The 22,183-nt window shown below is 53.7% G+C and carries 16 protein-coding genes; 11 read left to right on the top strand and 5 right to left on the bottom strand.

Features of this window, described 5'->3' with window-relative positions; all coding sequences use genetic code 11:
* The first annotated feature begins 196 nt into the window (after positions 1-196).
* The 7 genes from pdhR to yacL all read left to right on the top strand — a co-directional run bounded on the left by pdhR (position 197) and on the right by yacL (position 12,439).
* The gene (pdhR, locus tag O9K67_RS20555; protein WP_061497651.1) at positions 197-961 is read left to right on the top strand and encodes a pyruvate dehydrogenase complex transcriptional repressor PdhR; all 765 of its coding nucleotides are present in this window, start codon (positions 197-199) and stop codon (positions 959-961) included.
* Between the two features lie 174 nt (positions 962-1,135).
* Positions 1,136-3,799 carry a pyruvate dehydrogenase (acetyl-transferring), homodimeric type gene (gene aceE, locus O9K67_RS20550; RefSeq protein ID WP_061497649.1) on the top strand — a complete coding sequence of 888 codons (2,664 nt, stop codon included), beginning with the start codon at positions 1,136-1,138 and terminating at the stop codon, positions 3,797-3,799.
* 14 nt (positions 3,800-3,813) lie between these two features.
* Complete coding sequence (gene aceF / locus O9K67_RS20545; protein ID WP_061497648.1) at positions 3,814-5,712, top strand: pyruvate dehydrogenase complex dihydrolipoyllysine-residue acetyltransferase; 1,899 nt, start codon at positions 3,814-3,816, stop codon at positions 5,710-5,712.
* Positions 5,713-5,915: 203 nt separating this feature from the next.
* Positions 5,916-7,340, top strand: coding sequence for a dihydrolipoyl dehydrogenase (lpdA, locus tag O9K67_RS20540; RefSeq protein WP_061500180.1), 1,425 nt, complete (start codon positions 5,916-5,918; stop codon positions 7,338-7,340).
* Between the two features lie 157 nt (positions 7,341-7,497).
* A complete protein-coding gene (locus O9K67_RS20535) occupies positions 7,498-8,925 on the top strand; it encodes a hypothetical protein (RefSeq protein WP_082794186.1) in 1,428 nt (475 codons plus the stop codon).
* A gap of 267 nt (positions 8,926-9,192) precedes the next feature.
* Positions 9,193-11,790, top strand: coding sequence for a bifunctional aconitate hydratase 2/2-methylisocitrate dehydratase (gene acnB, locus O9K67_RS20530; protein ID WP_088237395.1), 2,598 nt, complete (start codon positions 9,193-9,195; stop codon positions 11,788-11,790).
* Positions 11,791-12,076: 286 nt separating this feature from the next.
* Entirely contained in the window at positions 12,077-12,439 is a 363-nt protein-coding gene (gene yacL / locus O9K67_RS20525) for a protein YacL (protein WP_061497644.1), read from the top strand.
* A gap of 29 nt (positions 12,440-12,468) precedes the next feature.
* Here the strand turns inward: yacL and speD are convergent, their stop codons facing one another.
* The 3 genes from speD to O9K67_RS20510 all read right to left on the bottom strand — a co-directional run bounded on the left by speD (position 12,469) and on the right by O9K67_RS20510 (position 14,625).
* Complete coding sequence (speD, locus tag O9K67_RS20520; RefSeq protein WP_061497642.1) at positions 12,469-13,263, bottom strand: adenosylmethionine decarboxylase; 795 nt, start codon at positions 13,261-13,263, stop codon at positions 12,469-12,471.
* Positions 13,264-13,277: 14 nt separating this feature from the next.
* Positions 13,278-14,135 carry a polyamine aminopropyltransferase gene (speE, locus tag O9K67_RS20515; protein WP_061497640.1) on the bottom strand — a complete coding sequence of 286 codons (858 nt, stop codon included), beginning with the start codon at positions 14,133-14,135 and terminating at the stop codon, positions 13,278-13,280.
* A 142-nt stretch (positions 14,136-14,277) separates the two neighbouring features.
* The gene (locus tag O9K67_RS20510; protein ID WP_061497638.1) at positions 14,278-14,625 is read right to left on the bottom strand and encodes a YacC family pilotin-like protein; all 348 of its coding nucleotides are present in this window, start codon (positions 14,623-14,625) and stop codon (positions 14,278-14,280) included.
* A gap of 144 nt (positions 14,626-14,769) precedes the next feature.
* On the opposite strand from O9K67_RS20510, the gene cueO reads away from it, so the two are divergent.
* A complete protein-coding gene (gene cueO / locus O9K67_RS20505) occupies positions 14,770-16,404 on the top strand; it encodes a multicopper oxidase CueO (protein ID WP_061497636.1) in 1,635 nt (544 codons plus the stop codon).
* 84 nt (positions 16,405-16,488) lie between these two features.
* On the opposite strand, the gene O9K67_RS20500 is transcribed toward cueO, so the two are convergent.
* Positions 16,489-18,879, bottom strand: coding sequence for a glucose/quinate/shikimate family membrane-bound PQQ-dependent dehydrogenase (locus O9K67_RS20500; RefSeq protein WP_061497635.1), 2,391 nt, complete (start codon positions 18,877-18,879; stop codon positions 16,489-16,491).
* A 205-nt stretch (positions 18,880-19,084) separates the two neighbouring features.
* Between O9K67_RS20500 and hpt the strand changes: the two genes are divergently transcribed.
* Entirely contained in the window at positions 19,085-19,621 is a 537-nt protein-coding gene (gene hpt / locus O9K67_RS20495) for a hypoxanthine phosphoribosyltransferase (protein ID WP_061497633.1), read from the top strand.
* Positions 19,622-19,648: 27 nt separating this feature from the next.
* On the opposite strand, the gene can is transcribed toward hpt, so the two are convergent.
* Positions 19,649-20,311 (bottom strand): carbonate dehydratase, encoded by a 663-nt coding sequence (gene can, locus O9K67_RS20490; protein WP_061497631.1) that lies wholly within the window; start codon positions 20,309-20,311, stop codon positions 19,649-19,651.
* 107 nt (positions 20,312-20,418) lie between these two features.
* Here can and O9K67_RS20485 point away from each other — a divergent pair, with 107 nt between their 5' ends.
* Together O9K67_RS20485 and O9K67_RS20480 are read left to right on the top strand one after the other, a co-directional pair.
* Positions 20,419-21,345: an ABC transporter ATP-binding protein gene (locus O9K67_RS20485; RefSeq protein ID WP_061497629.1), complete on the top strand. Its 927-nt coding sequence runs from the start codon at positions 20,419-20,421 to the stop codon at positions 21,343-21,345.
* Positions 21,342-22,112 (top strand): ABC transporter permease, encoded by a 771-nt coding sequence (locus O9K67_RS20480; RefSeq protein ID WP_061497627.1) that lies wholly within the window; start codon positions 21,342-21,344, stop codon positions 22,110-22,112. Before O9K67_RS20485 ends, O9K67_RS20480 begins: the two co-directional genes overlap by 4 nt.
* Positions 22,113-22,183 lie beyond the last annotated feature (71 nt).

Below are 22,183 nucleotides of genomic sequence, written 5' to 3'. Positions count from 1 at the left end.
TTCGTGGTAAACGGGTCATTTGTGCAAGGTTACATCTTTGAAACGTCATTTCTGTAACATTGTTAAAATGTGCGTGGTTTCCTGATTTCAATCAAAACCTGTATGGACATAAGGTGAATACTTTGTTACTTTAGCGTCACGAACATGAAATTGGTAAGACCAATTGACTCTGGGCGAATGGTAGAGACAAGGAACAATGGCCTACAGTAAAATCCGCCAACCAAAACTCTCCGATGTGATTGAGCAACAACTGGAGTTTTTGATTCTTGAAGGGACATTACGTCCCGGTGAAAAATTGCCTCCAGAGCGCGAGCTGGCTAAACAGTTCGATGTTTCTCGTCCTTCACTGCGTGAGGCCATCCAGCGGCTCGAAGCGAAAGGTTTGCTGCTTCGTCGTCAGGGTGGTGGAACCTTTGTCCAGAGCAGTCTGTGGCAGAGCTTTAGCGACCCGCTGGTCGAGCTCCTGACCGATCATCCCGAATCCCAGTTTGACCTGCTTGAAACTCGCCACGCGCTGGAAGGCATTGCCGCCTATTACGCCGCGCTCCGTAGCACCGATGAAGACAAGGTACGTATTGGCGAACTGCATCAGGCGATTGAGCTGGCGCAGCAGTCGGGCGATCTGGATGCTGAGTCCGATGCTGTCGTGCAGTATCAAATTGCCGTCACCGAGGCGGCGCATAATGTGGTGCTGCTGCATCTGCTACGCTGCATGGAGCCCATGTTGGCGCAAAACGTTCGTCAGAACTTCGAATTGCTGTACGCACGCCGTGAGATGCTCCCGCTGGTTAGCAGTCACCGTTCCAGTATTTTCGCGGCGATCATGGCCGGGCAACCGGAAGAAGCGCGCGAAGCGTCGCATCGTCACCTGGCGTTTATTGAAGAGATTTTGCTGGATCGCAGCCGCGAGCAGAGCCGTCGTGAACGCTCGCTTCGTCGGTTGGAGCAGAGAAAGAATTAATATTTTCTGGTGCAGTTTGTACCGGAAGAGTTGTAACACCAGCGCCAAACTTTAGCGCGCGGCAACTAAACGCAGAACCTGTCTTATTGCACTTTTGTTGTTCAGTCATGATGAGAATGCAATGGGACAGGTTCCAGACAAATCAACGTATTAGATAGATAAGGAATACCCCCCATGTCAGAACGTTTCCAAAATGACGTGGATCCGATCGAAACTCGCGACTGGCTACAGGCGATCGAATCGGTCATCCGTGAAGAAGGTGTTGAGCGTGCTCAGTATCTGATTGACCAGCTCCTTTCTGAAGCCCGCAAAGGCGGCGTGAAAGTGGCAGCTGGCACAGGGGCGAGCAACTATGTAAACACTATTGCCGTTGAAGATGAACCGGAATACCCGGGCAATCTGGAACTGGAACGCCGTATTCGTTCAGCTATCCGCTGGAACGCAATCATGACCGTTCTGCGTGCGTCCAAAAAAGACCTCGAACTGGGCGGCCACATGGCTTCCTTCCAGTCTTCTGCGACTGTTTATGAAGTCTGCTTCAACCACTTCTTCCGTGCCCGCAACGAGAAAGACGGCGGCGACCTGGTGTACTTCCAGGGCCATATCTCTCCGGGCATCTACGCGCGTGCGTTCCTGGAAGGTCGTCTGACTGAAGAGCAGATGAATAACTTCCGTCAGGAAGTTCACGGTAAAGGGCTGTCGTCTTACCCGCACCCGAAACTGATGCCGGAATTCTGGCAGTTCCCGACCGTATCCATGGGTCTGGGCCCGATTGGCGCTATCTACCAGGCGAAATTCCTGAAATATCTGGAACACCGTGGCCTGAAAGATACTTCTGAACAAACCGTTTACGCTTTCCTGGGCGACGGTGAAATGGATGAGCCGGAATCTAAAGGCGCTATCACCATCGCAACCCGTGAAAAACTGGACAACCTGTGCTTCATCATCAACTGTAACTTACAGCGTCTTGATGGCCCGGTTACCGGCAACGGCAAAATCATCAACGAACTGGAAGGCATCTTCAGCGGTGCTGGCTGGAACGTAATCAAAGTCATGTGGGGTTCCCGTTGGGACGAACTGCTGCGTAAAGACACCAGCGGCAAACTGATCCAACTGATGAACGAAACCGTTGACGGCGACTACCAGACTTTCAAATCCAAAGACGGCGCTTACGTGCGTGAGCACTTCTTCGGCAAATACCCGGAAACCGCAGCGCTGGTTGCTGACTGGACTGATGATCAGATTTGGGCGCTTAACCGTGGCGGCCACGATCCGAAGAAAATTTACGCTGCACTGAAAAAAGCGCGTGAAACCAAAGGTAAAGCGACCGTTATCCTCGCCCACACCATCAAAGGTTACGGCATGGGTGATACCGCAGAAGGTAAAAACATCGCTCACCAGGTGAAGAAAATGAACATGGACGGCGTGCGTTATATCCGCGACCGTTTCAATGTACCTGTCACCGACGAGCAGGTTGAAAACCTCTCTTACATCACCTTCCCGGAAGGGTCTGAAGAGCACAAATACCTGCACGAACGTCGCCAGGCGCTGAAAGGCTACCTGCCGTCACGTCAGCCGAACTTCACCGAGAAACTTGATCTGCCGGCTCTGGAAGACTTCTCTCAGCTGCTGGAAGAGCAGAACAAAGAGATCTCCACCACTATCGCTTTCGTTCGTGCCCTGAACGTGATGCTGAAGAACAAATCGATCAAAGATCGTCTGGTTCCGATCATTGCCGATGAAGCGCGTACGTTCGGTATGGAAGGTCTGTTCCGTCAGATTGGTATCTACAGCCCGAACGGTCAGCAGTACACCCCGCAGGACCGTGAGCAGGTTGCTTACTACAAAGAAGACGAAAAAGGTCAGATTCTGCAGGAAGGTATCAACGAACTGGGTGCTGGCGCATCCTGGCTGGCGGCTGCGACCTCTTACAGCACCAACAACCTGCCGATGATTCCGTTCTACATCTACTACTCCATGTTCGGGTTCCAGCGTATCGGCGACCTGTGCTGGCAGGCAGGCGACCAGCAGGCTCGCGGCTTCCTGGTTGGCGGTACCTCCGGTCGTACCACCCTGAACGGTGAAGGTCTGCAGCACGAAGATGGTCACAGCCACATTCAATCGCTGACTATTCCGAACTGTATCTCTTACGACCCGTCTTACGCGTACGAAGTGGCTGTCATCATGCACGATGGCCTGGAGCGTATGTACGGTGAAAAACAAGAGAACGTTTACTACTACATCACCACGCTGAACGAAAACTACCACATGCCAGCGATGCCGGAAGGCGCCGAGGAAGGTATCCGTAAAGGTATCTACAAACTCGAAACCGTTGAAGGCAGCAAAGGTAAAGTTCAGCTGCTGGGCTCCGGTTCTATTCTGCGTCACGTGCGTGAAGCAGCACAGATCCTGGCGAAAGATTACGGCGTCGGTTCTGACGTCTACAGCGTAACTTCCTTCACTGAACTGGCGCGTGATGGCCAGGATTGTGAACGCTGGAACATGCTGCACCCGCTGGAAACCCCGCGTGTACCGTACATCGCCCAGGTGATGAACGATGCTCCGGCTGTAGCGTCTACTGACTATATGAAACTGTTCGCCGAGCAGGTTCGTACTTATGTACCGGCTGATGATTACCGCGTACTGGGTACGGATGGCTTCGGTCGCTCCGACAGCCGTGAAAACCTGCGTCACCACTTCGAAGTTGATGCTTCTTACGTGGTCGTTGCAGCACTGGGCGAACTGGCTAAACGTGGCGAAATCGACAAGAAAGTGGTAGCGGAAGCCATCACCAAATTCAACATCGATGCAGAAAAAGTTAACCCGCGTCTGGCGTAAGAGGTAAAGAGATAATGGCTATCGAAATCAATGTACCGGACATCGGGTCTGATGAAGTTGAAATCACCGAGATCCTGGTCAAAGTGGGCGACAAAGTTGAAGCTGAACAGTCGCTGATCACCGTAGAAGGCGACAAAGCCTCTATGGAAGTCCCGTCTCCGCAGGCTGGCGTTGTTAAAGAGATCAAAGTCTCTGTTGGCGACAAAACCGAGACCGGCAAACTGATCATGATTTTCGATTCCGCCGAAGGTGCAGCAGCCGCTGCACCTGCTCCGGCAGAAGCGAAGAAAGACGCCGCGCCAGCAGCAGCCCCGGCCGCTGCGGCAGCCAAAGAAGTTAACGTCCCGGATATCGGCGGTGACGAAGTTGAAGTCACCGAGATCCTGGTGAAAGTCGGCGATACCGTGGCTGCAGAACAGTCCCTGATCACCGTTGAAGGCGACAAAGCGTCGATGGAAGTTCCGGCACCGTTCGCGGGCACCGTAAAAGAGATCAAAATCAACACCGGCGATAAAGTCTCTACCGGCTCGCTGATCATGATCTTCGACGTTGCGGGTGCAGCACCGGCTGCGGCTCCGGCACAAGCGGCAGCTCCGGCTGCGGCGAGCGCACCGGCAGCTGCGTCTGGCCCGAAAGACGTCAACGTACCGGATATCGGCGGCGATGAAGTTGAAGTGACCGAAGTGCTGGTGAAAGTGGGCGACAAAGTCTCCGCTGAGCAGTCGCTGATCACCGTAGAAGGCGACAAAGCCTCGATGGAAGTTCCGGCACCGTTCGCAGGCACCGTGAAAGAGCTGAAAGTGAACGTGGGCGACAAAGTCTCCACTGGCTCTCTGATCATGGTATTCGATGTGGAAGGCGCTGCGCCTGCTGCGGCTCCGGCTGCTGCACCTGCTGCCGCTGCCCCGGCCCCGGCTGCTCAGGCGGCGAAACCGGCTGCCGCTCCGGCGAAAGCAGAAGGTAAATCCGACTTCGCAGAAAACGATGCTTACGTCCATGCCACTCCGCTGATCCGTCGCCTGGCGCGCGAATTCGGTGTGAATCTGGCGAAAGTGAAAGGCACCGGTCGTAAAGGCCGTATCCTGCGCGAAGACGTTCAGAATTATGTGAAAGACGCGGTTAAACGCGCTGAATCTGCACCTGCTGCCGGCGCAACCGGTGGTTCTCTGCCGGGTCTGCTGCCGTGGCCGAAAGTGGACTTCAGCAAGTTTGGCGAAGTCGAAGAAGTCGAGTTGGGTCGTATCCAGAAAATTTCTGGCGCTAACCTGAGCCGTAACTGGGTGATGATCCCTCACGTTACGCACTTCGATAAGACCGATATCACCGATCTGGAAGCGTTCCGTAAACAGCAGAATGCCGAAGCTGAGAAGCGCAAACTGGATGTGAAATTCACCCCGGTTGTCTTCATCATGAAAGCGGTCGCTGCTGCACTGGAACAAATGCCGCGCTTCAACAGCTCGCTGTCTGAAGATGCACAGCGTCTGACGCTGAAAAAATACATCAACATTGGTGTGGCGGTGGATACCCCGAACGGCCTGGTTGTTCCGGTCTTTAAAGACGTGAACAAGAAGAGCATCACTGAGCTGTCACGTGAACTGACGGTGATCTCGAAAAAAGCGCGTGACGGTAAGCTGACTGCTGGCGAAATGCAGGGCGGTTGCTTCACCATCTCCAGCATCGGTGGCCTGGGTACTACCCACTTCGCGCCGATTGTTAACGCGCCGGAAGTGGCTATCCTCGGTGTCTCCAAATCAGCCATGGAGCCGGTCTGGAACGGTAAAGAGTTCGTACCGCGTCTGATGATGCCAATTTCGCTCTCCTTCGACCACCGTGTGATTGACGGTGCGGATGGTGCGCGCTTTATCACCATCATCAACAATATGCTGTCTGACATCCGCCGTCTGGTGATGTAATCGAAAAAGCCGGCCTGACGGCCGGCTTTTTTCTGCTAATCTCATACTGCTTATGGGGTTATCAGGGGCAAAGGACAAATCGTTTGCCGTTTGTTGTTTCAAAATTGTTAACATTTTTGTAAACTGCGGGCGGATAGAACGTCCCGGTGGATGAAGGGCGACATGAAGTACCCCTGACCGCCGGAAATCAATAAGAGGTCATGATGAGTACTGAAATCAAAACTCAGGTCGTGGTACTTGGGGCAGGCCCGGCAGGTTACTCTGCTGCCTTCCGTTGCGCTGATTTAGGTCTGGAAACCGTCATCGTTGAACGTTACAGCACCCTTGGCGGTGTGTGTCTGAACGTGGGTTGTATCCCTTCTAAAGCGCTGCTGCACGTAGCAAAAGTTATCGAAGAAGCCAAAGCGCTGGCTGAACACGGCATCGTTTTTGGCGAGCCGAAAACCGATATCGACAAAATTCGTACCTGGAAAGAGAAAGTTATCACTCAGCTGACCGGCGGTCTGGCGGGGATGGCGAAAGGCCGTAAAGTTAAAGTGGTTAACGGTCTGGGTAAATTCACCGGGGCGAACACCCTGGAAGTTGAAGGCGAAAACGGTAAAACCGTGATCAACTTTGACAATGCAATCATCGCGGCGGGCTCCCGTCCGATTCAACTGCCGTTTATCCCGCATGAAGATCCACGCGTATGGGACTCCACTGACGCACTGGAACTGAAATCCGTACCGAAGCGTATGCTGGTTATGGGTGGCGGTATCATCGGTCTGGAAATGGGTACCGTGTACCATGCGCTGGGTTCAGAGATTGACGTGGTTGAAATGTTCGACCAGGTTATCCCGGCTGCTGACAAAGATATCGTTAAAGTCTTCACCAAACGCATCAGCAAGAAATTTAACCTGATGCTGGAAACCAAAGTGACCGCCGTTGAAGCGAAAGAAGACGGTATCTATGTTTCCATGGAAGGCAAAAAGGCCCCGTCTGAAGCGCAGCGTTACGATGCCGTGCTGGTGGCCATCGGCCGTGTGCCGAACGGTAAAAACCTCGACGCAGGTAAAGCCGGTGTGGAAGTGGACGACCGTGGCTTTATCCGTGTTGATAAACAATTGCGTACCAACGTGCCGCACATCTTTGCTATCGGCGATATCGTCGGTCAGCCAATGTTGGCGCACAAAGGCGTGCACGAAGGCCACGTGGCCGCCGAAGTTATCGCCGGTAAGAAACATTACTTCGATCCGAAAGTTATCCCGTCTATCGCCTACACCGAGCCGGAAGTGGCATGGGTGGGTCTGACCGAGAAAGAAGCGAAAGAGAAAGGCATCAGCTACGAAACTGCCACCTTCCCGTGGGCAGCGTCTGGTCGTGCTATCGCTTCTGATTGCGCAGACGGTATGACCAAACTGATTTTCGACAAAGAGACGCACCGTGTTATCGGTGGCGCGATTGTCGGTACCAACGGCGGTGAGCTGCTGGGCGAAATCGGACTGGCGATCGAAATGGGTTGCGACGCTGAAGATATCGCGCTGACCATCCATGCTCACCCGACCCTGCACGAATCCGTGGGTCTGGCGGCAGAAGTGTTCGAAGGCAGCATCACTGACCTGCCGAACCCGAAAGCGAAGAAAAAATAAATTTTCGCCACGTTAAAGCGCCTCTTCGGAGGCGTTTTTTTTTCGCCGTTTTCGTGAGCGGGTAGAGACTTTCACTGCCAGGGTATAAATATTACGCAGATTTTGCCGATATTACCCTCTGTCGACCATTCCCGGCGAGAGAAGGAGTTTTATCGTCATGATCAACGGCCTCAACCTATCGTCGCTCTCTTCTGCGGCGCGTGTTACCCCATCGTCCACAGTGAACACCTCGGCGCGTACCGCCAGCAGTAACACCACTTCTGCGGGTGCAACGGCATCGGCAAAAGTGATGTTTGGCAGCCAGACCGCGGAAATCGCCGCAGTATATAGCCTGTCGCCAAAGAAAATCAGCGCCAGTCCCTCTCTGCAAAACAATGCCACAATCCAGGAATTGATGCAGTCTGCAAAGGGGAGCAACTCTGTTTCCGCATTCGGCAGTCTGGGCAGCGTGCTGCTCAGTAACCTGAAAGAAAATCGCGCCGATTTCACCCAGGCGCTCTCCGGCGTCGCGATGAACGGGAGTGGTGGAAATGAATCCGCCATCACGCTGGATATCGTCACGCAATCTGGCTCCACCGTTCATCTGATCATGACCCAGCAGGACGATGGCATGGCGGTGGAGGTCAAAACGGAAGGCGACAGTCTGAATGATGACGAAGCTGATGCTGTCGCCAAACTGGGTGAGTCGTTGCAAAAAACGTTATCAGGGCTGGGCCGCAACCCGCCTGAAGTCGACGTGAAGGGGTTAACGCAGTTTGATAGCAGTGTGCTCAAATCCGTGGATTTAAAAACGGATATGCGTACTGGCGACACATCGCTGCAATCACTCAATTTCCATGCGGACATGAAAGAGCGCTGGATAGCCTATGAAGATAAGGATTTCTCGCTGAAGATGAGCAGCGATCTTTCTCAATCCGGGCTGTCTGGCGACTATGCACAGCAGCAAAGTGCGCTGAATGCCTACGACAGCAAGTTTGATAAAGCGCGCATTGCCGGTCACGGTGATCGGGCGCAGATGGAAGCGCTGAAGTCGGTATTCCGCGCGTTAAATACCACGACGGCAAACGATGAGTCATTAAAAGTGGGCGTGGCGGATATTCGCGTCGGCGACAATGGTAAATCGCAGCTAAGCGGGCTGAATGACTTCTCTTTATCACTGACGCAAACGGAAAAATCCATCAACCCGCTGCATGAAGAAGAGAAAGATCGTTTTTCCTACCAGGCTTCGCAAACGACTGAAGAGGCCGTCGCCAGTGATGGGTCAAAAACCCTGAAGCAGACTGCGCGAAGCCATACCAGCGCCGCCTGGCATCAAGCGCTAGACCCCTCTTTCCCGCTGTCGCTGAACGGCATGAAGTCCTCGCAGAACTACTATTACCACTTGCTGGAAAATGATGACGAGAGCAGTACTACCCTCAATTACACCGCGCGTGGGCAACTGGCGAGTGTGGGGCATCACGAGCAGGTGAATAACCGCGAAACGGTGAAAAAATATGTGATGGGAGAACTGGTTGATCAGACCGTTAACCCGGAGCAATACACACGCAACAATGTGGTTTCCTTGCTACGAACGCTGTCACAATAACGTCATAAAAACGGTCCTTTGGGGCCGTTTTTTGTTTTTTATGCCGTCGATTCTGTTCCCTAAAAACCGCCTGTCCTCTGCTTTATTCCGCCTTTAACGATTCAGCTAATTTTTTATGTTGCTTTTTTGTAAACAGATTAACACCCCCCGTAAATCCTGCTATGCTGCCGAACGCGGTTCGCGGATTTACCCTACAAACTGCTGTCTCACAGGAGAGTGAAGAGAAACGCCTGCCGCATTATGACAATGAGAGCGAGGAGAACCGTCGTGCTAGAAGAATACCGTAAGCACGTAGCTGAACGTGCCGCTGAGGGGATTGCGCCAAAACCATTAGATGCAACCCAAATGGCAGGCCTTGTCGAGCTGCTGAAAAACCCGCCTGCTGGCGAAGAAGAATTCCTGATTGATCTGCTGACTAACCGTGTCCCGCCAGGCGTTGATGAAGCCGCCTATGTCAAAGCGGGTTTCCTTGCTGCCATCGCTAAAGGCGACGCCACCTCCCCACTGGTCACCCCTGAAAAAGCCATTGAACTGCTGGGCACTATGCAGGGCGGTTATAACATTCACCCGCTGATTGATGCGCTGGATAGCGACAAACTTGCGCCGATCGCCGCTAAAGCGCTGTCCCATACGCTGCTGATGTTCGACAACTTCTACGATGTGGAAGAGAAAGCCAAAGCGGGCAACGCCTACGCGAAACAGGTGTTGCAATCCTGGGCCGACGCAGAATGGTTCCTGAGCCGTCCGGCACTGGCCGACAAAATCACCGTGACGGTATTTAAAGTTACCGGCGAAACCAACACTGATGATCTCTCTCCGGCACCGGATGCCTGGTCCCGCCCGGATATCCCGCTGCACGCGCTGGCGATGCTGAAGAACGCCCGTGAAGGCATTGAGCCGGATCAGCCAGGCGTTGTTGGCCCGATCAAACAGATCGAGGCGCTGGCGAAAAAAGGTTTCCCGCTGGCCTATGTCGGCGATGTAGTCGGTACCGGTTCTTCCCGTAAATCCGCCACCAACTCCGTACTGTGGTTTATGGGCGATGACATTCCGAACGTGCCGAACAAGCGCGGCGGCGGTCTGGTGCTCGGCGGTAAAATTGCGCCTATCTTCTTCAACACCATGGAAGATGCGGGTGCGCTGCCTATCGAAGTGGATGTGAACAGCCTCAACATGGGCGACGTGATCGACGTGTATCCGTTCAAAGGTGAAGTTCGCAACCATGAAACCGGCGAACTGCTGGCCAGCTTTGAGCTGAAAACCGACGTGTTGATCGACGAAGTGCGCGCCGGTGGCCGTATCCCGTTGATCATCGGTCGTGGGCTGACAACCAAAGCGCGCGAAGCGCTGGGTCTGCCGCACAGTGATGTGTTCCGTCAGGCGAAAGACGTGGCGGAAAGCAGCCGCGGCTACTCGCTGGCGCAGAAAATGGTAGGTCGCGCCTGCGGCGTGGCCGGTATCCGTCCGGGTGCTTACTGCGAACCGAAAATGACCTCCGTGGGTTCTCAGGACACCACCGGTCCGATGACCCGTGATGAACTGAAAGATCTGGCATGCCTGGGCTTCTCTTCCGATCTGGTGATGCAGTCTTTCTGCCACACGGCGGCCTATCCGAAGCCTGTGGATGTGACCACACATCATACGCTGCCGGACTTCATTATGAACCGTGGCGGTGTTTCCCTGCGTCCTGGCGACGGCGTAATCCACTCGTGGCTGAACCGTATGTTGTTGCCGGATACCGTCGGTACCGGTGGTGACTCGCATACCCGTTTCCCGATCGGTATCTCCTTCCCGGCGGGGTCTGGCCTGGTGGCGTTTGCTGCCGCCACTGGCGTTATGCCGTTGGATATGCCGGAGTCTGTGCTGGTGCGCTTCAAAGGCAAAATGCAGCCGGGTATTACCCTGCGCGATCTGGTGCATGCCATCCCGCTGTATGCCATCAAACAAGGCCTGCTGACCGTTGAGAAGAAAGGGAAGAAAAACATCTTCTCTGGCCGCATCCTCGAAATCGAAGGTCTGCCGGATCTGAAAGTCGAGCAGGCGTTTGAGCTGACGGATGCCTCTGCTGAGCGTTCGGCTGCCGGTTGCACCATCAAACTGAATAAAGAACCGATTATCGAGTATCTGAACTCGAACATCGTGCTGCTGAAGTGGATGATTTCCGAAGGCTACGGCGATCGTCGTACGCTGGAACGTCGTGTACAGGGCATGGAAAAATGGCTGGCGGATCCTCAACTGCTGGAAGCCGATGCTGACGCAGAGTACGCGGCGGTCATCGACATCGATCTGGCGGACATCAAAGAGCCGATCCTCTGTGCGCCGAACGATCCGGATGACGCGCGTCTGCTGTCAGACGTGCAGGGTGCGAGCATCGATGAAGTCTTTATCGGTTCCTGCATGACGAACATCGGCCACTTCCGTGCCGCCGGTAAACTGCTGGACAGCCATAAAGGCCAGCTGCCGACCCGCCTGTGGGTTGCGCCGCCGACCCGTATGGATGCCGCACAGTTGACGGAAGAAGGGTATTACAGCGTGTTCGGTAAGAGCGGTGCGCGCATTGAGATCCCGGGCTGCTCCCTGTGCATGGGTAACCAGGCGCGTGTGGCGGACGGTTCGACTGTGGTATCCACGTCCACCCGTAACTTCCCGAACCGTTTAGGTACCGGGGCGAACGTTTACCTGGCATCTGCGGAGCTGGCAGCAGTTGCTGCGCTGACCGGTAAACTGCCGACGCCGGAAGAGTACCTTAACTTTATGTCGCAGGTGGATAAAACCGCTGCAGACACCTACCGCTACCTGAACTTCGACCAGCTTAATCAGTACACTGAGAAAGCAGATGGTGTGATTTTCCAGACCGCGGTCTGAGTACCAGAGCCACCCTTCGGGGTGGCTTTTTTCTTTCCCCTCGCGCTGCAAAAAATCGCTTTTTAAGCGCATCAAATGTCGATGACTGACATGTCGAAAACGCGGCTATCGCCGCCATCATTATGCGTCTTCTGCGCCACAGCAACCCGGCGGATGATTTCTGCGCAGGCGAAGCGCTTTCGCACGGATATTTTTCGTTGCTTCCCGTTAGTATGCTTTTTTTCTGGCAGTGTGCTGCGATAATTACAGCATAGGCGGGCCATCAGGCCGGCAGGAGGAAGCGATTATGGATTACGAATTTCTGCGTGATGTCACCGGCATGGTGAAGGTGCGAATGTCGATGGGCCACGAAGCTGTCGGGCATTGGTTTAATGAAGAAGTGAAAGAGAACCTGGCCTTACTGGATGAAGTGGAGCAGGCGGCGAAAACGGTGAAGGGCAGCGAGCGCTCCTGGCAACGTGCCGGGCATGAATATACGCTGTGGATGGATGGCGAAGAGGTGATGGTGCGCGCCAACCAGCTTGAATTTTCCGGCGATGAGATGGAAGAAGGGATGAGCTATTACGATGAAGAGAGCCTGTCGCTGTGCGGCGTAGAGGATTTTCTTCAGGTGGTGGCCGCCTATCGCGAATTCCTGAAACAGCGATAGTTAAGGGAGCCTCCGTGCTCCGTCGCAGGTTATACGGCTGGAATATTGCGGCCGTAGTAGATCTCGCGCATCTCTTTCCACAACGCTTCTGTGATCTCTTTGCGTTCTTCTGTAGTCAGGTCTTCCGGTTTGGTATGGAACATGTAGTGCTTAAGATCGAACTCTTTAAGCAACATCTTGGTATGAAAGATATTTTCCTGATAAACGTTCACATCCACCATGTCGTACAGTGATTTCATGTCATCAGACATAAAGTTCTGAATCGAATTAATCTCATGATCGATAAAATGCTTCATGCCATTAATGTCGCGGGTAAAGCCGCGCACGCGGTAATCGACCGTGACAATATCTGACTCTAACTGGTGGATCAGGTAATTCAGCGCTTTGAGCGGAGAGATAACGCCGCAAGTGGAGACCTCGATATCGGCGCGGAATGTGCACAAACCTCCCTCAGGATGGCTTTCCGGGTAGGTATGGACGCAAATATGGCTCTTATCCAGATGGGCGACCACGGCTTCCGGCAGCGGGCCTGGGTGTTCGGTTTTATCAATAAGCTGCGGGTCGACGGGTTCTTCGCTCACCAGAATGGTCACGCTCGCGCCCTGCGGCTCGTAATCCTGGCGGGCAATGTTCAGGATATTAGCACCGATAATATTGCAGGTTTCGCTCAGGATCTCTGTCAGACGGTTGGCGTTATAGAGTTCATCAATATAGGCAATGTAGCCGTCACGCTCTTCCGCCGTCTTGGCGTAGCAGATGTCGTAGATACAAAAACTCAGGCTTTTCGTCAGGTTGTTAAAGCCATGCAGCTTCAGCTTTTTCAATTTTCATCACCTCCTTAGGAAGACAGGGCGTCTTGCACATATTGTGGCAAGGCGAAAGCCGCGGTATGAATCGCCGGATTATAGTAACGGCAGGTTATTGCGGCAGTATGGAAACGGGCGGCGATGATCCCGGTTGAGAGGTGGCGCAATGCTTCGTTATCCGTCGCCCAGGCAAACGTCATGATGCCGCCGTAGTAGGTCGGAACCGCTGCCTGATAAAAACTGACGTCGCTAAAATAGTGACTCAATTTGCGATAACTGCCGGTGACCTCCTCTTGTTGCAGAAAGCTTACGCCATTCTGCGCCACGAAAATCCCGCCCGGGTTCAGACAGCGTTTACAGCCTTCATAAAAGGCGGAGGTGAACAGGCTCTCCCCCGGACCGATAGGATCGGTGCAGTCAGAAATGATCACGTCGAATGTCTGGCGGGTGTGGTTAACAAAATTGACGCCATCGTCGATCACCAACTGAAAACGGGGATCGTCATACGCCCCGGCGCTGTGATTCGGCAGATATTGACGGCAGAAAGAGACGACGCCGGCGTCGATTTCCACCATGGTGATGGTGGCAATATTTTTATGGCGCGAGACTTCACGCAACATGGCGCCATCGCCACCGCCGATGATTAACACATCTTTTGCATGACCATGAGCCAGCAGCGGAACATGGGTCATCATTTCGTGGTAGATGAACTCATCACGTTCGGTGGTCTGAACAACGCCATCCAGCGCCATTACGCGACCAAACGCGGCGTTCTCGAAGATGACCAGATCCTGATGATCGGTTTTCTCGTGATACAGCACGTTATCAACGGCAAAGTATTGACCAAAGTGGTCGTGCAGGGTTTCGTGCCACACGGGGTTGTCGGCCATAGGTTGCTCCTTTGTTAACACCGCGAAAATGGGCGCAACATCATAGCTAACTCTGACCGTGGTTGCACGGTCAGAATATCACCGTTATCCCGTCTTGCTTCGTGTCGCAGCGCGGCCAGAAGCAAGATGGAACAGGGGACGATTATTTAACGTAGGCGAGAAGGCTAAGGGAGTCGCGAGCGAGGGCTTTACATTTTTTGGCGGTAGGAATACCGATGCCGCTCAGGTCGCGGTAGCTATCTTCACCCAGCGATTTCATATCCCAGGTGTCATAGTTGCTGAGATCCCACTGGTTTTGCTGGGCGAAAAAGACCAGTGCGCGACGGATCTGCCCGTTAGGCAAGTTGTTATAGCCGCAGTCGTTTTTCAGAAATACAAACACGGCCGTCAGATCGGCCATATCTTCAGCTTCGGATTCACTTAGCGCATAACTGTTTGCGGAGACAGCCAGCAGGCTGCCGAGGACTACTGTTCTGAAAAACGTCTTCATTATTTCTACCACGGCGTAACGGAATTTAAACGTTAGCACAGTCCTGATAGGGCGACGATATTTATTATTATCTGATTTCTTGACCTTCCGGCAGGGGGAGGGTTTATGCTCAAAATATCGCCTGCAATTGATAAGGAAATGCCCATGCAACGCCGTGATTTTTTGAAATATTCCGCCGCGTTAGGCGTAATGAGCGCGCTGCCACTGTGGAGCCGATCGCTGTTTGCCGCTGAACGCCCGACACTTCCCGTCCCGCCACTGCTCAGTCCCGATGCGCAAAACCGTATTCAGCTTACGGTACACGCAGGGGAAACCCTGTTCGGCGGTAAATCTGCAACCACCTGGGGTTACAACGGCTCACTGCTAGGGCCTGCGCTTCAGCTCCGTCAGGGCCGCGCCGTTACAGTTGAGATCCGTAATACACTGGCCGAAGAGACCACCGTGCACTGGCACGGCGTTGAAGTTGCAGGGGAGGTTGATGGCGGGCCGCAAGGGGTAATCAAACCCGGTGGTAGCCGTACGGTAACCTTTACCCCTACGCAACAGGCGGCAACCTGCTGGTTCCACCCACATCAACACGGTAAAACCGGTCGCCAGGTGGCGATGGGGCTCGCCGGGCTGGTACTGATTGAAGATGATACGCTTCGCCAACTGCGCCTGCCGCAACAGTGGGGCATTGACGATGTTCCGCTGATTATGCAGGACAAAAGATTTACCGCGCAGGGGCAAATTGATTATCAGCTTGATGTGATGAGCGCAGCCGTGGGCTGGTTTGGCGATACCTTACTGACTAATGGCGCGGTGTATCCCCAGCATGCCGCACCACGAGGCTGGTTACGTCTGCGTTTGCTCAATGGCTGCAATGCGCGTTCGCTTAATGTTGCCGCCAGTGATAAACGCCCGCTGTATGTGATAGCGAGCGACGGCGGTTTGCTAAGTGAACCTGTCAAGGTCAATGAATTACCGATGTTGATGGGGGAGCGGTTCGAGGTATTAGTGGATATCAGCGACGGTAAGCCCTTCGATATTGTTACGCTGCCGGTACAGCAGATGGGGATGACGGTTGCGCCGTTTGACCAGCCGCAGCCGGTGCTGCGTATTCAGCCGTTGCAGGTCACCGCTTCCAGCATATTGCCCGATAAGCTCGCATCGTTGCCCGCATTGCCACCGCTCGAAGGGTTAACACAACGGACGCTGCAACTGTCGATGGACCCGATGCTCGATATGATGGGGATGCAGGCGTTACAACAGAAGTACGGTGACGCGGCAATGGCCGGCATGATGATGGGCCATGGGCAAATGAACCATACCCAGAGCGGGAATATGCCGATGAGCCACGGGCAGATGGGCTCGATGCAAATGGATCATGGTCAGATGAACCATGGCGGAATGAAGAGTGATCATGGTGCGATGAACCACGGTAACGGTGGGTTTGATTTCCACTCTGCCAACCGGATCAACGGCAAAGCCTTCGATATGACCACACCGGCGTTTGCGGCGCAAAAAGGGCAGTACGAACGCTGGGTGATCTCGGGCGAAGGCGACATGATGCTGCACCCTTTCCATATTCACGGGACCCAGTTCCGTATTCTGTCAGAAAACGGGAAACCGCCTGCGGCGCATCGTGCGGGCTGGAAAGATACCGTGAATGTCTACGGGGCACGCAGTGAAGTGTTAGTTCGCTTCCAGCATGACGCGCCAAAAGAGCATGCTTATATGGCGCACTGCCATCTGCTGGAGCATGAAGATACCGGGATGATGTTAGGGTTTACGGTGTAAAAAAGCCGGAGGGCGTCAAAACGCGCCTCCGGCTGGAGAGTGAGCGGCCCGGTACGCAACCTCGCTACCGGGCTTGCATTCTCTTTATTTGGCGTCATCCGGCAGTGCATAGGCGACGATATAGTCGCCCATTTTGGTGCCGAACGATCCGTGACCACCAGCGGAAATGACCACATACTGTTTGCCATTGACTTCATAGGTCATCGGCGTGGCCTGACCGCCCGCTGGCAATCGACCTTGCCACAGTTTCTCTCCGTTGCTCATATTGTAAGCGCGCAGGTAATTATCAGCAGTTGCCGCGATAAACAGCACATTACCCGCTGTGGAGATCGGGCCGCCAAGCATCGGCATCCCCATATTGAACGGTACCGGAACCGGCATCGGGAACGGCATGCTGTCCTGCGGCGTACCAATACGTTTTTTCCACACCACCTGATTGGTTTTCAAATCGAGAGCGGAAATGTAACCCCATGCCGGTTGTTTACACGGCAGACCGAACGGTGACAGGAACGGGTTCAACGTGACGCCATACGGTACACCGTACTGCGGCTGGATGCCTGACTCAGAACCGGTGCCTTTCGCGTCTTTCGGCGGTTCCATCGGGTTACCCGGACCGCGCGGGATCAGTTTCGACACAAACGGTAGTGCCATCGGGTTGGCAATGGCGACCTGGCGATGCGGATCGACAGAGATGCCGCCCCATTCGAACATCCCCAGGTTACCCGGGAACACCAGCGTGCCCTGTTCCGACGGTGGGGTGAAAATGCCTTCATAGCGCATCTGGTGGAACATGACGCGGCACACCAGTTGATCGAACATGGTGGCACCCCACATGTCCGCCCCGCTGAGATCTTTCTTCGGACGGAAGCTCAGATCGGAGAACGGCTGGGTAGGGGTGACGTAATCACCTTTGGCAGCCCCTTGCGGTACCGGTTTTTCCGGCGCGGGCACGACCAGTTCGCCATTACGACGATCCAGTACGAAAATGTTGCCGGTTTTCGCCGGAGCATAAATCACCGGAACCGTTTTGCCGTTGACGCTGATATCCGCCAGCGTTGGCTGCGACGGCATATCCATGTCCCACAAATCGTGGTGAACGGTCTGGTAGCTCCAGGCCAGTTTGCCGGTGGTCGCGTTCAGCGCGACGATTGAGCTGGCGTAACGCTCCTGCTCGGGTGTGCGTTTACCGCCCCAGATATCCGGCGTGGTGACGCCCATCGGTAGATAGACCAAATCCAGCTTCGCGTCATAGGCGGCAGGCGCCCAGGAATTCGGCGAGTTGACGGTATAATGGTGTTCATCGGCGGGGATCGCATTTGGATCTTTCGCACCCGGATCGAAGGCCCACAGCAGTTTACCGGTATTGATATCGAAACCGCGGATGACCCCTGAAGGCTCCCGGGTGGAGAAGTTATCCGTTACAGCACCGGCAATGATAATCACCTTATCGGTGACGATTGGCGGCGAGGTGGGCTCGTACATGCCCGGCGTGGTCACCGGCATATTGGTTTGCAGGTTGAGAATGCCTTTATTGGCAAAGGAGTCACACGGCTTACCGTTATCCGCGTTGATAGCGAACAGACGACCATCATTCACTGGCAGGATAATACGGCGCGGGCAATCCGCCACCACATCCGGGCTGGCATTGTCAGCGGTCGCTTCATGATAAGAAACGCCACGGCAGGTGACATGCTGGAAGCTCGGATTGGTATTCAGTTGCGGATCAAAGTGCCATTTCTCTTTACCCGTGGCGGCATCAAGGGCGAACAGACGCTGGTGCGCCGTACACAGGAACAAGGAATCGCCGACTTTAATGGGCGTCACTTCGTTGGTAATTTCACCGGGATCGTTTGGCAGTTTCAGATCGCCGGTGCGAAACACCCACGCTTCTTTCAGATTATGCACGTTATCGGCGTTGATCTGTTTCAACGGCGAGTAACGCTGCCCTTCTTGATTACGGCCGTAAGCGGGCCAGTCACTGTCAGCAACTGTAGAGATGGCCTGTGCAGGCGTACTTTCTGCGCTCAGCGTGCCGTGGATCTCTTGCGGATCGTTAAAACCGGCCCACGTCAGAATGCCGCCACTGACCAGCAGCGTCACCACCAGCGCAGCGACCGCGCCACGGGCGGGGACAACTAATCGCCGCCAGACAAAGGGCAAGATTAGCCAGATACCGAAGAAGACCAGGATGTCACTACGCGGTGTGAGCGCCCAAAAATCGAAACCGACTTCCCACACGCCCCATATCATGGTGATCAGCAACAGGGCGGCATACACCCCTAATGCAGCACGCTGACCTTTCCATAACAGCCAGGTCACCGCCAGCATTACCAGGCCTGCGATAGGGTAGTACCAGGAGCCGCCAATGGCGACCAGCCAGGCTCCGCCGATTAACAGATACAGCCCGCAAAAGGCTGCGAACAGTGCCGTCAGCGTCACCAGACGCCGCGGCTGTTGCGTTTTTGTTTCTGCCATAAAAAGACACTCGTCTGTTTGTTAATATTTTGATAGCAATTCATTATAGGAGTTAACAAGTGTGATCGTCATCACAAAATGAGCTTTGTCGCGGAATGGCACCTAATAATCTTTTTGCTGGTATACTGCGCATCTTGCGTTTCAATTACCGGCGCTCTCAACCGGTGTTGAATGATTTACGATTTAAATCATATGGTTAGTTAAAATGAAACACACTGTTGAAGTGATGATCCCGGAAGCGGAGATCAAAGCGCGTATCGTTGAGCTGGGTCGTCAAATCACTGAACGTTACAAAGATAGCGGCAGCGAAATGGTACTGGTGGGGCTGCTGCGTGGATCGTTTATGTTTATGGCTGACCTGTGCCGTGAAGTGCAGGTTTCTCACGAAGTCGATTTTATGACCGCCTCCAGCTACGGCAGCGGCATGTCCACCACCCGCGATGTGAAAATCCTTAAAGATTTGGACGAAGACATTCGCGGCAAAGACGTGCTGATCGTCGAAGACATTATCGATTCGGGTAATACGCTGTCGAAAGTGCGTGAAATCCTCAGCTTGCGCGAGCCGAAATCGTTGGCGATTTGCACCTTGCTGGATAAACCTTCCCGCCGTGAAGTGGACGTACCCGTTGAGTTTGTCGGCTTTTCCATTCCGGATGAGTTTGTGGTGGGTTACGGCATTGATTATGCACAGCGCTATCGCCATCTGCCTTATGTTGGCAAAGTGGTCATGCTGGAAGAATAAAAAAATCGGGGCCGACGGCCCCGATTGTTATTTGTGATTGCTGTGTTTCTGACTGAGGTTAGACACACCCTGACGGTAACGCTGTTCCAGCGTTTCGCGGTTAGTCGCGGTGACATCCAGATCGCGCAGCAGGCCATCATGAATACCGTAGGCCCAGCCGTGAATGGTCACTTTCTGTCCACGTTTCCATGCGGACTGCATGATCGTCGAGTGACCCAGGTTATACACCTGTTCCATGACGTTCAGTTCGCACAGCGTATCGAGACGACGCTCCGGCGGCATTTCGCCAAGCAGCGAGCTATGTTTAAACCAGATATCGCGAATATGCAGCAGCCAGTTGTTGATAAGACCCAGTTCCGGATTTTCAACCGCGGCCTGGACACCGCCGCAGCCATAGTGGCCGCAAATGATGATGTGTTCAACTTCCAGCACATCCACGGCGTACTGAACCACGGAGAGGCAGTTCAAATCCGTGTGGATCACCAAGTTGGCAACATTTCGGTGAACAAACAGTTCGCCAGGTTCGAGGCCGGTAAGGCGTTCGGCAGGAACGCGGGAGTCAGAGCATCCAATCCATAGAAAGCGCGGCTTCTGTGCTTGTGCCAGTGTTTCGAAAAATCCGGGATCTTCTTCAACCAGCATTTTTGACCATAGTGCATTATTGCTGATGAGTGTATCTATGTCTTTCATGGAAGTTAACAACCTGTAACCAGATAAGTGCGTTGCGCTAATATAGGTTAACTCCAACTCTTTTTAAACCACACATCGAGTGTGAGAAAACAGGTAAGTGATAATTCATGACCATTGCACTGGAGCTTGAGCAGCTTAAAAAAACCTATCCGGGCGGCGTTCAGGCGCTGCGCGGCATTGATTTGAAAGTAGAAGCAGGCGATTTCTATGCACTTCTTGGGCCGAATGGCGCAGGAAAATCCACCACCATTGGGATTATCAGTTCGCTGGTGAATAAAACGTCCGGGCGCGTCAGTGTCTTTGGTTACGATCTGGACAAAGACATTGTTAACGCCAAGCGCCAACTGGGGCTAGTGCCGCAGGAATTTAACTTTAACCCGTTTGAAACCGTCCAGCAGATTGTGGTGAACCAGGCTGGTTACTACGGCGTGGATCGTAAAGAGGCGTTAGTTCGCAGCGAAAAATACCTGAATCAACTCGATCTGTGGGAAAAACGTAACGAACGTGCACGAATGCTTTCCGGCGGCATGAAACGTCGTTTGATGATTGCCCGTGCGCTGATGCACGAGCCGAAACTGCTGATCCTCGACGAGCCAACTGCAGGCGTGGATATTGAATTACGTCGCTCAATGTGGGGCTTTCTGAAGGATCTGAACGATAAAGGCACCACCATTATTCTGACCACCCACTATCTGGAAGAAGCCGAAATGTTGTGCCGCAATATTGGCATTATTCAGCGCGGCGACCTGATTGAAAACACCTCAATGAAAGCGCTGCTCTCTAAGCTGAAGTCAGAGACCTTTATTCTCGATTTAGCGCCGAAAAGCCCGTTACCGAAGCTGGAAGGGTATCAATACCGGCTGGTGGATACGTCCACGCTGGAAGTGGAAGTTCTGCGTGAGCAGGGGATAAATAGCGTGTTCAGCCAACTTAGCGCGCAGGGCGTGCAGGTATTGAGTATGCGTAATAAAGCCAACCGTCTCGAAGAGCTGTTCGTCACGCTGGTGCATGAGAAAAAAGGAGAAAGCGCATGATGCAGCTTTTTTGGGTGGCGCTGAAGAGTATCTGGCACAAAGAGATCCAGCGTTTTATGCGCATCTGGGTGCAAACGCTGGTGCCGCCGGTGATCACCATGACGCTCTATTTTATTATTTTCGGCAATCTGATTGGTTCGCGCATCGGGGAAATGCACGGTTTTACCTATATGCAATTTATCGTGCCGGGGTTGATCATGATGGCGGTGATCACCAACGCTTACGCCAATGTGGCCTCGTCTTTCTTTAGCGCGAAATTCCAGCGCAATATAGAAGAGTTGCTGGTTGCTCCGGTGCCGACGCATGTCATTATCGCCGGTTATGTCGGCGGCGGCGTGGCGCGCGGGCTGTGCGTGGGTGTACTGGTGACCGCCGTATCGCTGTTTTTCGTGCCATTTCAGGTGCATTCATGGCTGTTCGTCGCCCTGACGCTGCTGCTTACCGCAGTGCTGTTTTCACTCGCCGGTTTATTGAACGCAGTTTTTGCGAAAACGTTTGATGATATCAGCCTGATCCCGACATTTGTGCTGACGCCGCTGACCTATCTTGGCGGGGTGTTCTATTCATTGACGCTGCTGCCGCCGTTCTGGCAGGCGCTGTCTCATCTGAACCCGATTGTCTATATGATAAGTGGGTTCCGCTTTGGCTTCCTTGGCATTACCGATGTACCGCTGGTAACCACGGTCGGTGTACTGGTGGTATTTATCGTCGCCTTTTATCTGCTCTGCTGGTATTTGATCCAGCGCGGGCGGGGGCTGCGCAGCTAAAGTCGGATCTGGCTCTCTTCTCCGGGGGAGAGCCAATCCCCAGGATTAGCGTATTTTTTGTACTAAAAAGA

It is taken from the genome of Kosakonia oryzendophytica, from assembly GCF_027886705.1.
GTDB classification, from domain to species: Bacteria; Pseudomonadota; Gammaproteobacteria; order Enterobacterales; family Enterobacteriaceae; genus Kosakonia; species Kosakonia oryzendophytica.
The sequence above is the reverse complement of the archived record's forward strand: the minus strand, read 5'-3'. Positions and strand labels throughout refer to the sequence as shown.

Coding starts and splice junctions, on each gene's coding strand:
- pdhR (WP_061497651.1), top strand. CDS start 197: ATGGCCTACAGTAAAATCCGCCAACCAAAACTCTCCGATGTGATTGAG.
- aceE (WP_061497649.1), top strand. CDS start 1,136: ATGTCAGAACGTTTCCAAAATGACGTGGATCCGATCGAAACTCGCGAC.
- aceF (WP_061497648.1), top strand. CDS start 3,814: ATGGCTATCGAAATCAATGTACCGGACATCGGGTCTGATGAAGTTGAA.
- lpdA (WP_061500180.1), top strand. CDS start 5,916: ATGAGTACTGAAATCAAAACTCAGGTCGTGGTACTTGGGGCAGGCCCG.
- O9K67_RS20535 (WP_082794186.1), top strand. CDS start 7,498: ATGATCAACGGCCTCAACCTATCGTCGCTCTCTTCTGCGGCGCGTGTT.
- yacL (WP_061497644.1), top strand. CDS start 12,077: ATGGATTACGAATTTCTGCGTGATGTCACCGGCATGGTGAAGGTGCGA.
- speE (WP_061497640.1), bottom strand. CDS start 14,135: ATGGCCGACAACCCCGTGTGGCACGAAACCCTGCACGACCACTTTGGT.
- O9K67_RS20510 (WP_061497638.1), bottom strand. CDS start 14,625: ATGAAGACGTTTTTCAGAACAGTAGTCCTCGGCAGCCTGCTGGCTGTC.
- cueO (WP_061497636.1), top strand. CDS start 14,770: ATGCAACGCCGTGATTTTTTGAAATATTCCGCCGCGTTAGGCGTAATG.
- O9K67_RS20500 (WP_061497635.1), bottom strand. CDS start 18,879: ATGGCAGAAACAAAAACGCAACAGCCGCGGCGTCTGGTGACGCTGACG.
- hpt (WP_061497633.1), top strand. CDS start 19,085: ATGAAACACACTGTTGAAGTGATGATCCCGGAAGCGGAGATCAAAGCG.
- can (WP_061497631.1), bottom strand. CDS start 20,311: ATGAAAGACATAGATACACTCATCAGCAATAATGCACTATGGTCAAAA.
- O9K67_RS20485 (WP_061497629.1), top strand. CDS start 20,419: ATGACCATTGCACTGGAGCTTGAGCAGCTTAAAAAAACCTATCCGGGC.
- O9K67_RS20480 (WP_061497627.1), top strand. CDS start 21,342: ATGATGCAGCTTTTTTGGGTGGCGCTGAAGAGTATCTGGCACAAAGAG.